The organism is Solemya pervernicosa gill symbiont, from assembly GCF_002020875.1.
GTDB lineage: Bacteria > Pseudomonadota > Gammaproteobacteria.
Window position 1 is genome coordinate 33,046 of sequence record NZ_MPRL01000030.1, and the last position, 12,548, is coordinate 45,593.

10 protein-coding genes and 1 pseudogene are annotated in these 12,548 nt (G+C 51.3%); 3 read left to right on the plus strand and 8 right to left on the minus strand.

Annotated elements, in window-relative coordinates:
* Positions 1–25 precede the first annotated feature (25 nt).
* From BOW52_RS08610 to phnD, 3 genes are all read right to left on the minus strand, one after another.
* Positions 26–865: a putative bifunctional diguanylate cyclase/phosphodiesterase gene (locus tag BOW52_RS08610; RefSeq protein ID WP_078483676.1), complete on the minus strand. Its 840-nt coding sequence runs from the start codon at positions 863–865 to the stop codon at positions 26–28.
* 169 nt (positions 866–1,034) lie between these two features.
* On the minus strand, positions 1,035–2,438 hold the full coding sequence (locus BOW52_RS08615) for a sensor domain-containing diguanylate cyclase (RefSeq protein ID WP_078483677.1): 1,404 nt from the start codon (positions 2,436–2,438) through the stop codon (positions 1,035–1,037).
* Positions 2,435–3,307 (minus strand): phosphate/phosphite/phosphonate ABC transporter substrate-binding protein, encoded by an 873-nt coding sequence (gene phnD / locus BOW52_RS08620; protein WP_078483678.1) that lies wholly within the window; start codon positions 3,305–3,307, stop codon positions 2,435–2,437. Before phnD ends, BOW52_RS08615 begins: the two co-directional genes overlap by 4 nt.
* A gap of 155 nt (positions 3,308–3,462) precedes the next feature.
* Here phnD and BOW52_RS17015 point away from each other — a divergent pair, with 155 nt between their 5' ends.
* Positions 3,463–3,633 carry a hypothetical protein gene (locus tag BOW52_RS17015; RefSeq protein ID WP_172840271.1) on the plus strand — a complete coding sequence of 57 codons (171 nt, stop codon included), beginning with the start codon at positions 3,463–3,465 and terminating at the stop codon, positions 3,631–3,633.
* Here BOW52_RS17015 and BOW52_RS18000 read toward each other — a convergent pair.
* The 3 genes and pseudogenes from BOW52_RS18000 to BOW52_RS08635 all read right to left on the minus strand — a co-directional run.
* Positions 3,625–3,816 (minus strand): annotated as a pseudogene (locus tag BOW52_RS18000) (PEP/pyruvate-binding domain-containing protein); the annotation flags it as partial. The gene BOW52_RS17015 and the pseudogene BOW52_RS18000 overlap by 9 nt on opposite strands.
* An 18-nt stretch (positions 3,817–3,834) precedes the next feature.
* Positions 3,835–7,002, minus strand: coding sequence for a bifunctional diguanylate cyclase/phosphodiesterase (locus BOW52_RS08630; protein ID WP_078483679.1), 3,168 nt, complete (start codon positions 7,000–7,002; stop codon positions 3,835–3,837).
* Between the two features lie 41 nt (positions 7,003–7,043).
* Positions 7,044–8,675, minus strand: coding sequence for an alpha-D-glucose phosphate-specific phosphoglucomutase (locus BOW52_RS08635; RefSeq protein WP_078483680.1), 1,632 nt, complete (start codon positions 8,673–8,675; stop codon positions 7,044–7,046).
* A 203-nt stretch (positions 8,676–8,878) separates the two neighbouring features.
* Between BOW52_RS08635 and BOW52_RS08640 the strand changes: the two genes are divergently transcribed.
* Positions 8,879–9,295, plus strand: coding sequence for a DUF1249 domain-containing protein (locus BOW52_RS08640; RefSeq protein WP_236725681.1), 417 nt, complete (start codon positions 8,879–8,881; stop codon positions 9,293–9,295).
* 105 nt (positions 9,296–9,400) lie between these two features.
* Here the strand turns inward: BOW52_RS08640 and dapD are convergent, their stop codons facing one another.
* Together dapD and dapC are read right to left on the minus strand one after the other, a co-directional pair.
* Complete coding sequence (gene dapD, locus BOW52_RS08645) at positions 9,401–10,225, minus strand: 2,3,4,5-tetrahydropyridine-2,6-dicarboxylate N-succinyltransferase (RefSeq protein WP_078483682.1); 825 nt, start codon at positions 10,223–10,225, stop codon at positions 9,401–9,403.
* Positions 10,226–10,290: 65 nt separating this feature from the next.
* A complete protein-coding gene (dapC, locus tag BOW52_RS08650) occupies positions 10,291–11,502 on the minus strand; it encodes a succinyldiaminopimelate transaminase (protein WP_078483683.1) in 1,212 nt (403 codons plus the stop codon).
* Between the two features lie 48 nt (positions 11,503–11,550).
* Between dapC and BOW52_RS08655 the strand changes: the two genes are divergently transcribed.
* Positions 11,551–12,432 (plus strand): DMT family transporter, encoded by an 882-nt coding sequence (locus BOW52_RS08655; RefSeq protein WP_078483684.1) that lies wholly within the window; start codon positions 11,551–11,553, stop codon positions 12,430–12,432.
* The last annotated feature ends 116 nt before the right edge of the window (positions 12,433–12,548 follow it).

Consider the following 12,548-nt stretch of genomic DNA (forward strand, 5'->3'; position numbering starts at 1 on the left):
GTACTGTGGCGTCAGTATTCAACTATTAACCGTTTTTCAGTAACGTAGTAATCTTATCCGCAGGTAGGGGCTTCGAGTAGAGGTAACCCTGTGCAAGTGGACAGCCCTCTTGTAGAAGGAAATCTGCCTGCTCACGCGATTCGACACCTTCTGCAATAACATCTAGACCGAGGCTGTTTGCCAGGGCGATAACGGCGCGTGTTATACCTGTGTCGTCCAGATCGTGTGGAAGGTCATCGACGAACGATTTGTCAATTTTTAGTTTGGAGATGGGTAGCTGTTTTAGGTATGCAAGCGATGAATAGCCGGTACCAAAATCATCAATAGATAGTTGCACTCCCAGCGCCTGTAGTTCTTGAAGTTGTTCAATGGCACCTTCACCCTGACCCATAACAAAGCCTTCAGTGACTTCAATCTCGATCCATTCGACCTTGCACCGGTTTTGTTCAAGGAGTCGCTTAACCGTAGCGCTTATGTTTCCATTTAGTAGCTGTTTTCCCGATACATTGATGGCAACCCGACCTGGATTCAGCCCCTGTTCGTGCCAGCCGACCACCTGCTGCATGACCTGATCTAGTATCTGTTCACCTAGCTCCAGTATCAGCCCGGTCTCTTCCGCGAGAGGAATGAAATCAAGTGGTGAAATAATGCCCCGATCAGGGGATATCCATCGAGCAAGTGCCTCCATCCCAATTAATTGGTTGGTTTCAATGTCATATTGGGGCTGATACCAGGCAACAAAATGTTGATCTGTCAGGGCCTTTCGAATGCCGTTCTCCAACAACATTCTTTGCATGGCTCGATGGGTAAGATCTTCCGTATAGAACTGATATGAGTTACGGCCTCTCTCTTTTACCTTGAACATCGCGGCATCAGCATTACGAATGAGCGTTTCGCAACTGTCTGCATCTTGTGGATAGATGCTGATTCATATGCTCGCCGTTAGATGGTAATTGTTACCATCGATATCCATCGCTGACCGCCATGGATAGCGAAGCGAAGGCGGTTAGTCCGCGATAGTCGACGCCGTCTGCCTATTCGTAGTTGAGAGCGCGAGCGAACGACGGAGAAGGCTTGGATGCCCAAAACAAGCTTCCGCAAAAATAGCGACTCCCCGGTGGCTCTTTAATCGCCTCGATTACCTTTTGAGCAACAGAGGCGGCATCATCTGGACTATTTACAGAGGTGAGAATTATCGTGAATTCATCTCCCCCAAGACGAGCGATGGTGTCATCTGCGCGTATGCACTGTTGAAGGCATTTACCCGTCTGTATCAGGACCTTGTCACCAACGCTGTGTCCAACGCTGTCATTGATCTGTTTGAACTGATCAAGATCGATAAAGAACAATGCAAACAGTTCACCGTTTCTTCTGGCTTTTAGTAACGTCTGTTCCAGCCGGTCCAGGAAGAGTAGTCGGTTAGGTAGTGATGTGAGTGTGTCGTGATGGGCCAGGTGGTCCAGGTGCTGACTCTTTTCTTCAATCTCATGCTGCAAAAGGATATGGGATGTCATCTCACGAGATGATTCAATGATTCCCGTCAGTTTGCCGTTGTCATCAAAGAGTGGAGAGGCGAGTAACTCAAAAAAACGGTCATTTCCACTCTCATCTGGGTGGTTGTGAAGCGTCGTGGCATGTTTTCCAGTTAGTTTTACCTGCCGAAGTGGGCAGGGATGGTCGTCGCCATCGCAGGGTGTGTCACGGTTATGGGAGATCTCATAGCAGTGGATAGGTTGTTGCTGGTCGTTAAATAATTGGGGGTCTTCAGTGCCTGCAGCAGAGTCATTGATAAGCTCCACTTCATAATCGGTGTTAATCAGCATGATCCCATCATGAACACCATTGATTACAGATTGTAATAACCGGTGCTGTTTGGCTATTTCATGTTCGGCATTACGGCGACGCTCTATTTCATGCAGTAGTGGTGTGATGGAAAATTTGTGAAAAAGAAACCAGGTTGTTATACCAAGCAAAATGGTTGCGATGGAACTTATAAGAGCCAACTGTTTGATTAGGCTGTTTAGGAGCTGTGTGGTAACAATAGGTTCGCTAGTGAGTGTCAGGTCATATCGGTCGTGATTAACCGTTATTGATCCAGAACTGGTGAATGTCTCTCTCACTGATGGGGTAGGTCGATTGTATGTACTCAGCGCAAAACCGTCCTCATTGACTAAAGTAAGTGTTACTACTTCGCTGTGTCCTTTCCCCCAGCTGTTGAAATACCACTCGATTAGAGCGAAGTTCTCGGTGATTAACGACTCCCGTGCCAACTGTGTGAGTAGTTTTACGACGTTTTGTTGTGAGTTTTCAAAGCTACTGAAAAGTGAGTCGTGTTGCTGCTGGTATATGAAAAAGTTACCGGCCACCAGGAATAGTGTGAATAGCAGAGCGATGCCAAACCAGCTTTGTCTGTGAGCTGTTTTTTTCAATGAAATCACGGTGCTGTTTTTCTTTGCTCTAACAATGGACGGTCTGAGATAAGAGCACGTAGCTTGTCGTACTCCTGGCTTGTCGCGGGAATGATCGCGGTGGCACCCTTTTTGATTTTGTTTAAAATCAAGGCCGCTCCCGATTGTTTGTGAAGATTTTGTAAGAGTGGGATCAGTTCGTCGATAAGCTCTCTTTTTGTTGTTGGACCAGCAACAAAAATATGAGTGGGAACGTCAGGGGTCCACTTCAGTGCTTTAAGCCCTCGAGCCTCGTACTCACGAAACACCTCTTCTTTAATGCCACCGGCGTGATATTTCCCCATCAAAACCGCCAATGCGACATTGTGGTGGTTTTTAAGATGTGAGTAGGAGTCCAGATCGGTTAAATCGATTCCGACATCGTTAAGCAATCTTTGCGGTACCAGATTGCTCAGGGTTGAGTTGGGATCGCCAAATGCAAAACTTTTCCCTTTGAGCTCGCTTAATGAGGTGATCTTACTATCTCTGCGGATAGTGATTACACCTCGAAATGTATCCCTGCCTGCAAAGCTCAGCCTGCCGAGTGGTACGATGTTCTCGTTAAGTTCGGTTGCCTTGATATATCCAGCAGGACCAAAATAGGCGAAATCGACCTCACCTTGGTTAACCGCATCGATATGATCCTGATAACTGGTACCGACACGTATATGGATGTGTTTGCCGGTTGTTTTTGAAAGATATTCTGTCAGTGGGGTAAAACGCTCTACCAGTGTGGTTGCATGTAGGTAGGGGTGTATGCCGAGAGTCAATCCATTTTCTGCATCTGCGACCACAGTGTTTGATGTGAGCAGTAGGGATATTGCAAAAAGGTGTGCCGTCAAATGTTTTATGTAGTACATGACCGTATACGCCAGGTTTGTTGATGAGATCAGAGCATTTTCAACATCCTGCAGCGGTAGCCCTATCAAGCATATGACCTATATCAAACGCTTCATGATACCTATATGGATACAGCGTCTTATGCTGTGTTCCAACTTCTTAAAGATAATTTATTATGGCTGGTATGTCGATCATGATTTGTCTGGGGGATGAGATCCATATGGTTAAATTATTGATTGATACGGTAGGAGATGGCGCGATTGTTAAAGAGTGTGCTAAAGAGCTGTTTACAGGTGGTGTGCAGGTTGGTTTATCGTGTAATTTGAGCTACACCCCTTCAACCTGACAAATGTGGTGTGGGTGGGTCTTCTACGGTGGCTGAGGAGCGTACCGTGACATCGGTGTTCTCACCATGCCCCGTTTCAAGCCCTTTGTGGGCATCACTATAGTAAAAGGCCAACACAGAGGGCAGTTCACCACGCATCATCCACTGATGGATCTTGACTTCGGAGATCCGTAGGGTCTCAACATCGTCTGTATTGCTAAGCTATACGTTCACCCGATGTTGTTCCATCCAGGTGATGAAATTATCTGCTGGAAGCGGCCTGCTAAAATAGTAGCCCTGCAGTCGATCGCAGTGAAGAGAGGTGAGCGCCTCTACCATCTCTTCTGTCTCTACCCCTTCAGCGGTGACGGCCAGTCCGAGATTGTGAGCGAGCTCTCTCGTGGAGCGAACAATTATGGCGCTATCCTCATCTTCGATCATGCGCTGTATGAAGCTGGTATCGATCTTCAGTTCATTGGCAGGAAGTCGCTGCAGGTAGGAGAGTGAAGAATATCCGGTACCAAAGTCATCGATAGAGATGCCATGGCCCATGCTGCTGATCTCATCGAGTATCGTGGCAATGTAGTCTGGATCGTTCAGCATGGCCGTCTCGGTCACTTCAAAGGTCAACTGTTCGGGGCTGATCTTCCAGCGCTCTGAAAGATCCCTGATGTGTTGAACCAGTCCCGCTTCCTGGAGGTTGCGTGCTGAGAGATTGACTGAAATGGTTAGATAACAGTTGTTTTTATTCCACCGTTGCAGATGGCTGGCGGCCTCATCGAGTACCCAGCGAGTGATCTTCTGTATGTAGCCATTGCGCTCAGCCAGTGGTATGAACTCTGCGGGTGAGATAAAGCCATGTTCGGGGTGTTGCCAACGGATCAGTGCTTCGGCATTGATGGGGTGTGCTGGATTGCTAGGCATCTTGGGCTGAAAATAGAGCGAGAACTCTTTTCGATCGATAGCCTCACGCATGTCGCTATTGAGCATCAGTCGACGAACGCTATGTTGATCAAACTCAGGGTGATAACTCTCGTAACCACTACGAAATGATTTGGCTTGCTTGAGTGCAACACCTGCGTGGCGTAGAAGCTCCTCGGCGCTGTCACCGTGCTCAGGGTATGAGACAAGGCCGATGGTGATCTCAACGTTCAGACTGAAATCGCCAATTTCAAAAGGTGAGAGTAGCGCATGGTTGAGTTGGTCAATAACAGTCTGTCTATCGTCGAACAAGGCCTCTGGAAAAAGCAGTGCGAACTCATCGCCACCGGTCCTTGCGATGGTGTCTCCCTCTCGGATGGTGTTTTTCAAACGTTCCGCAAGCATTGCAAGTAGCTGGTCTCCCTGATCGTGTCCGAGTGTGTCGTTTATCTCGCCAAAGCTATTAATGTTGAGATGGAGGAGTAGCAGGCAGCTATTCAGGCGCCGTGATCTCGAAATTTCGTTTTTTAACTGCTCTAGCAAAAGGGCGCGATTGGGTAGTCTGGTCAAAGTGTCGTGCAGACTCTGGTATTGAAGATCTCTCTGGTACTGATGACGCTCACTGATATCAAGGGCAATAACGAGATAAATATCCTTAATGGCGAGTCGCGAGCGCTGTACTCTTATATCCATTGCTCTGCACGTGCCGTCTTTACTGCGATGATCAGCTTCGAATCGAAGCTCTTTTAGCGTGTCATTATCTAGGGCTGAGAAACTCTGTTTCAGGTCACCGACATCCTTGCTCTCAAGGAAGTCGGAGTAGGTGAGTTGTTTGAATTCCGCTTCTGAATAGCCTAGATGTTGGGTGGCTGTTTTATTGGTACGCAGGATTTTTAGTGTTTCGATGTCGAGCAGGTAAATCTGGTTGCTCGCATTATCAAAAATGTGCGCCAGCTGGATGGTGATATCTTCAGACTGTTTCTGTTCGGTAATATCTTGCAGCGTTCCAAGCATGCTGATAGGGCGGTGATCTGAATCAAAACTTAGCTGTGCCTGGTCTCTTACAAAGCGCGTTGAACCATCAGCATGGATGATGGTGTGTTCGATCTGAAAGGGTTCGCCACTTCTCAGGGCCTGTTGAATAACCTCGTCAACATAGCGGCGCTCACTGTTTGGGATTAACTGCAGCACATACTCATAACTCAGAGTGTTGATACTTTTTTCGAGGCCAAAGATCTCATAGAGTTCATCAGACCAGATGACTTGGTTGTCGTGAATGGACCAATTCCAGCTACCGATATGTGCAATATGTTGTGCCTCAGCCAGCATCTCGTTGCTCTGCTGTAGCTGATTCTGAGTCGATTCAAGCTGTTGGTTACTCTCCTGCAGCGAGAGGATATGTTCCTGTTGCAGGTCAGTGCGTCGTTCATACTCATCCTCAAGTTTTTGTTCAGTAGCAGTTAGGGTGTTTTCTGTGTTCTCAGCTAGCAGATAGAAGAGAATGAAGACGATGCCGCCAACACTAAGTACTAGAACTGCAGAGAAGCTGAGAATGCGCCACCCGCTTTCAAACCAGTGTTCTGTAGGATTGAGTACAAGCAGAATACCTACCTGCTGTTGAGTGACATCTTCAAGCGGCAGGAATGATGCTTTGAATCTCTTCTCAGGAATGCTGACGTTTACAGGTTCTCTAAAACGTAGTTCTCCAGGATTCTGAAGCCTTTCCTCTAGCTGCTTAGGGAGCGATTGATAGAGCTTCGCTGATGAGACCATGATGTGTTCGGGGTAGTCATTCCAGGATGCTTCACGTCCATGCATCTGCATTCCCTCTTTCCATCGCTGCCTGTCGAGATGATCTTTCTCAATGAGAACGTAAAGCGATACATCCAGGGCATCGTGTAGCTTGCCCAAAATGTGATCGATCTCTTTGCCTAGCTCGACATAACCGATCAACTCACCCTGGTGATACCAGGGGTGGACGACTCTGAGTGTGAAGGTACCGAGTATTCCTAACTCAAGTCCGTAACTGACCTTGCCGCTTCGTTCTGCCTCCAGGGTGGTAAAGCGCTCAATGCGATCGCTATGACGGGTCGGTTGATGTACGCGTAGCAGATTGATCCGGTCGGGAGTGGTGAAGTAGAAGTGAGTGATCTGGCTCTGCTGGTTTAACTGTTTGTAGAGGGTGTTGCTGAGATTAAGAAGTTGAACTCGGTCACGCTGTAAAAAAGCCTCAATGATCCTCTCATCTCTAGCAATTAAATTCAGGCTCGATCTCATCAGTGAGGCATCGGCCTCAAGATCACCTTGATAGATAGTCTCTACCACCTGCATCTGCAGAGTGGTTTCCTTATCAATACCCTCAAATATGTGCCAGAACGTTGCAGCAATGAAAATCATCATCACGATGAAAATGATGATCGATAGAGGAATCAGGATCCTCTTTTTCAGGTAGCCGGTATAGTCGTTCATGGGCTATTTCAGCTCGTCACCGTTAGTGGTTGAATCTCATATCAGGTGATCACCGTCGGGGTGCTGCGTCCCGTTCTTGACTCAAGTTCAGATAGAGAGGAGGCAAACTCAATGAGTGCTATCAGCGTCTGCTGCGTATCTTGTTGTTGTCTGCTCGGTTCGAGCTCAAGCTGCTCTATGTAGATCCGTATCGTCGCCCCAACCGTTCCGGTACCGGAGAGGCGGAAGATGATACGAGAGCCATCCTCGAAGCCGATTCTTAGTCCCTGATTTTGACTCTCGCTCTTATCGACGGGGTCGAGATAGGCGAAGTTATCGGCGTAGCTGATTGTGCGACCGTCTATCCTGGTACCCACAAGATGCGTGAGTTGTGATTCGATATGTGCCATCAGCCCACGGGCCGCCTCGCTATCGACCGCCTCGAAGTCGTGACGGGTGTAGTAGTTGCGACCATATTTGGCCCAATGCTCAGTGACGATATCGGCGACCGGTTCCTGGCGCACGGCAAGCACGTTGAGCCAGAAGAGTACCGCCCAGAGTCCATCCTTCTCACGCACATGGTCAGAACCGGTGCCAAAGCTCTCCTCACCGCAGAGGGTGATACGTCCTGCATCGAGCAGATTACCGAAGAACTTCCAGCCGGTGGGTGTCTCAAAGCACTCAATACCGAGCAGCTCCGCAACACGATCGACCGCACCACTGGTTGGCATCGACCGGGCGACACCGGCAAGCCCCTGTCGGTACCCCTTTACATGGTGGGCATTGGCAGCTATCAACGCCAGACTGTCGGAGGGGGTGATGAAGAAGTTTGCACCGAGCACCATGTTGCGGTCTCCATCACCATCGGAGGCGGCACCAAAGTCTGGTGGGTTACTACCGAACATCTCATCGACCAGCTCTTTGGCGTAGGTGAGGTTGGGATCGGGGTGTCCACCACCAAAATCCTCCAGTGGTTCGCCGTTGATGATGCTACCGGCGGCAGCGCCGAGGCGCTGCTCCAAGATCTCTTTGGCGTAGGGACCGGTGATGGCGTTCATAGCGTCAAATCGCATTCGAAAACCGGAGGCGAAGAGGGCGCTTATCTTGTCGAAGTCGAACAGCTCTTCCATCAGCTCGGCGTAATCGGAGACCGGATCGATGATCTCAACGACCATATCACCGGCTGAGCTGACACCGACCTGGTCGAGATCGGTCTCTGCCCCTTCAGCAATGTTGTATTGCGTGATCTCAAGCGAGCGTTGAAAGACTGCCTCAGTGAGTTGTTCGGGGGCTGGGCCACCATTGTTACCGTTGTACTTGATACCGAAGTCCTCATCGGGACCACCGGGGTTATGGCTGGCTGAGAGAATAAAACCGCCCTCAGCGCCATATTTGCGAATCACCGCAGAGGCTGCTGGGGTTGAGAGGAGGCCACCTCGACCAACCAGAACCTTGCCGACGCAGTTGGCGGCGGCCATCTTGAGGATGGTCTGGATCGCCTCGCGATTGTAGTAGCGCCCATCGCCACCGACCACGATCGTCTTGCCGGCCAGGTTGCCAACGGTGTCGATCACCGACTGAACGAAGTTCTCCAGATAGTTGGGCTGCTGAAACTGTTTGACCTTTTTACGAAGTCCTGAGGTGCCGGGCTTCTGGTCGTCGTAGGGGGTGGTTGTACAGGTTTTTATCTTCATCTCTGTGACTCTACGACAATCAAAATCGGTTGCAAGTGCCAAATATAGTGCTGCATCGTAACGGCGCAAAGATTGTGTCTGGACACCGCTTTGATCATGCCAGCTTTGCGTGAATTGGAGCTGTGATATGCTGGCCACCTATGCTGATAAAAGAGTACCAGAGCCGGGATCGTTGCCAGCCACAACGATCATTGAACCAACTGATGGCGATCTATGAGGCCAACTATCGGCGCCTAAAACACCTGATTCCAGCGCTGACCCAGATTGCCGATCGGGCTATCTCTACCAGCAGCGACGATCTCGATCTCCACCTACAGATCGAAGATCGCTCGACCTATACCACGATTCTGACCCTGACCTATCTCTTTGATGATGGCTCTGTTGCCGATCCGGCGGCGCGTATTCGCATCTATCACGATGCACGGGTGGCCGAGGTGGAGGCGTGCCGTTTCCGACAACCGCTGCCCTTTACCCGTATAGCCCGTCCCGGTGTGAAGCTGCCGGTTCTGGAGTGGAAGTGGGAGATCAACGTCTTTCTGGAGAAGTGGTTGCTCTACTGTATCGAGCAGGGACATCTTTTCGATCTTGAGAGTGTGATTGGTCAGCCAGCGGCTGGATAGCCATCTGAATCGATAGCCGGAAGGTTATTCGTCTTACGTTACTGCTGAATTATAAAAAAATCGCGACTCTGGCACTTCCCTGTGCCGCAATCGCATTGTTATCGCCTAGATATCACGCAGCAGCTCATTGATGCCGACCTTACCTCGGGTCTTGGCATCGACCTGCTTGACGATCACCGCGCAGTAGAGGCTGTAGCTGCCATCCTTGCTCGGCAGGTTGCCCGAGACCACCACTGAACCGGCCGGTACACGGCCGTAGATGATCTCGCCGGTCTCGCGGTTGTAGATCTTGGTCGACTGCCCAATGTAGACACCCATCGAGATAACCGCACCCTCTTCAACGATGACACCCTCAACAACCTCGGAACGTGCGCCGATGAAGCAGTTGTCTTCAATGATGGTGGGAGCGGCCTGCAGAGGTTCAAGTACACCACCGATGCCAACGCCACCGGAGAGATGGACGTTTTTACCGATCTGCGCACAGGAGCCGACGGTGGCCCAGGTGTCGACCATGGTGCCGGAATCGACGTAGGCGCCGATGTTGGTGTATGAGGGCATCAGAACGGTACCAGGAGCGATGTAGGCACCACGGCGTGCAGAGGCGGGTGGCACCACTCGTACACCGGCATCACGCAGTTCGCGTGAGCTCATGTCGGCGTACTTGGAGGGGACCTTGTCGTAGTAGTTGGTGAAACCACCCTTCATCAGGTTGTTGTCTTCGATGCGGAAGGAGAGCAGTACTGCCTTCTTTAACCACTCGTTAACACTCCAGTCGCCCACACCTTTCTGCTCGGCAACACGTGCCTCACCGCAGTCGAGCTGGCGCAGTGCTTCATCGACGGCCTCTTTGACGTGTGGCTCTACATTGCGTGGGGTGATGTCGGCACGGCGCTCAAACGCCTCTTCGATGATGCTCTTGATGTCGCTCATTGGTTCAGTTCCTTATCCTGAAAAATGTAGGGTTGCTACCTTTCGGTTTGATGCGAATTGTAGCGTTAAATAGTCTCGATATAGTCACGAATTCGGTGGGCAGCCTCGATGCACGACTCCAGTGTCGCCACCAGTGCCATGCGTACATGACCGCTGCCGGGATTCTCGCCATGTGCATCACGTGAGAGATAGCTGCCGGGTAGCACGGTAATATTCTTCGCTGCAAAGAGTCCTTGCGCGAATTCACACTCATTAATCGGTGTTCTGGCCCAGAGGTAGAAACCGGCATCGGGACGTGAAACCTCGAGCACCGGAGAGAGTATCTCTAATACAGCATCGAACTTCTGCCGGTAGAGCTCACGATTGGTCTCTACATGCTGCTCATCCTGCCACGCCTTGATACTGGCGTGCTGAGAGGCGGGCGGCATAGCGCAGCCGTGGTAGGTGCGATAGAGCAGAAAGCGGCTAAGCACCTCGGCGTCACCTGCCACAAAACCGGAACGCAGGCCCGGCAGATTGGAGCGTTTAGAGAGGCTGTGGAAGACCACGCAGCGCTTGTAGTCGTTGCGTCCCATCTTGGCGGCTACTTCCAGTAGACCGACCGGCGGTTGTGACTCGTCGGGGTAGAGCTCCGAATAGCACTCATCGGAGGCGATGATGAAGTCGTAACGGTCGGCCAACTCGATCAGTTGTTTCAGGGCTGCTTCGCCAATCACCGCACCGGTTGGATTGCCGGGTGAACAGATATAGATCAGCTGGCAACGTTGCCAGACCGCCTCAGGGACAGCATCAAAGTCGGGTAGATAGCGGTTATCCGCAGTTGCATTGAGGAACAACGGTTCGGCACCAGCCAGCAGCGCGGCACCCTCATAGATCTGATAGAAGGGGTTGGGCATGACTACCAGAGGTCCACCCTCTGATGAGTCGGTATTACGATCTACTATCGCCTGGGCGAAGGCGAAGAGCGCCTCGCGAGTGCCATTGACCGGCAGGATCTGCTGCTCGATATCGAGGCTCTCGGCAGGGAGATTGAAACGTCGTATCAGCCAGTCACTAATTGCACCACGCAGCTCAACCATCCCCTTGGTTAGCGGATAGCTGGAGAGGGTGTGCAGGTGTGTGATCAGCTCTTCGGTGACAAAACCGGGTGCGGCGTGTTTCGGTTCACCGATCGATAACGGGATATGTGACAGTCCGGCAGGGGGTTCGATACCCGCCTTGAGTTGCTTGAGACGCTCGAAGGGGTAGGGCTGCAGGAGATCGAGATCGGGATTCATAGTGTCCGGGTATAGCCGTTCGGAAAAGCGGCTAGTATAAAGGTATCGATGATGCCATCCAAACAAACGACCAACTTTCTCCCCGTTCTCAGCCTGTTGATCGCCGCAACGCTCTGGGGCGTTATCTGGTATCCGATGAGATTGTTGGAGCAGGGTGGGCTCCACGGCGCCTGGCAGGCAGTTGTGCTCTACGCTACAGCGGCGCTCATCTTCGTCCGCTGCTGGCCACGGGTTTTCGAGGCCTACCCCAAAGCCCTGCTTAATCTTACGGTTATGGCGCTGGCCTCGGGCTGGTGCAACCTCTCCTTTATGCTCGCCGTGCTTGACGGTGAAATTGTGCGAGTACTGCTGCTCTTCTACCTCTCTCCGATCTGGGCGGTGGTGCTCGGCTGGCTGTTGCTTGGTGAGCGCCCTTCACGTGGGGGGCTGTCAGTGCTGGCGATCGCTCTCTCTGGAGCGGTGATTATGCTATGGGAGCCGAGGGTCGGTTATCCCTGGCCTGAGACGGGTGCTGACTGGCTGGCGCTCTCGTCGGGATTTGCCTTTGCGATTATGAATGTTGAGACACGTTATCTGCAGTCGATCGATATTGATGTGAAGACGGTGGTCGCCTGGTTGGGGTGCGTCGTTGTGGCGGGAGTGGTGGTTGTCGTGATGGGCATATCACTACCCGTTGTCAGTGGATCGGTCTGGGTGGGGGCACTGCTGCTGGGTGCCCTGGCGATAACGGTGATGACTCTGGCTGTCCAATACGGGGTTACCCATATGCCGGTACAACGCTCGGCGGTGATCCTGCTGTTTGAGATTGTGGCGGGTGCGCTCTCTTCACAGCTATTAACCGATGAGGTTATTGGTTGGCAGGAGTGGGTGGGTGGTGTGCTGATTATTCTGGCGGCTTATCTAACCGCAAAACGTGAAATAAAATCGTAAATATCACATAACCAACGCCCGCTGACCGCCATGGATAGCGAAGCGAAGGCGGTTAGTCCGCGATAGTCGACGCCGTCTGCCTATTCGTAGTTGAGAGCGAGAGCGAACGACGAAGA

What these genes read in the sequence shown, in the direction of transcription:
- BOW52_RS08610 (WP_078483676.1), bottom strand. Translation starts at nt 865, where the DNA reads ATGTTCAAGGTAAAAGAGAGAGGCCGTAACTCATATCAGTTCTATACG.
- phnD (WP_078483678.1), bottom strand. Translation starts at nt 3,307, where the DNA reads ATGTACTACATAAAACATTTGACGGCACACCTTTTTGCAATATCCCTA.
- BOW52_RS17015 (WP_172840271.1), top strand. Translation starts at nt 3,463, where the DNA reads ATGGCTGGTATGTCGATCATGATTTGTCTGGGGGATGAGATCCATATG.
- BOW52_RS08630 (WP_078483679.1), bottom strand. Translation starts at nt 7,002, where the DNA reads ATGAACGACTATACCGGCTACCTGAAAAAGAGGATCCTGATTCCTCTA.
- BOW52_RS08635 (WP_078483680.1), bottom strand. Translation starts at nt 8,675, where the DNA reads ATGAAGATAAAAACCTGTACAACCACCCCCTACGACGACCAGAAGCCC.
- BOW52_RS08640 (WP_236725681.1), top strand. Translation starts at nt 8,879, where the DNA reads ATGGCGATCTATGAGGCCAACTATCGGCGCCTAAAACACCTGATTCCA.
- dapD (WP_078483682.1), bottom strand. Translation starts at nt 10,225, where the DNA reads ATGAGCGACATCAAGAGCATCATCGAAGAGGCGTTTGAGCGCCGTGCC.
- dapC (WP_078483683.1), bottom strand. Translation starts at nt 11,502, where the DNA reads ATGAATCCCGATCTCGATCTCCTGCAGCCCTACCCCTTCGAGCGTCTC.
- BOW52_RS08655 (WP_078483684.1), top strand. Translation starts at nt 11,551, where the DNA reads ATGATGCCATCCAAACAAACGACCAACTTTCTCCCCGTTCTCAGCCTG.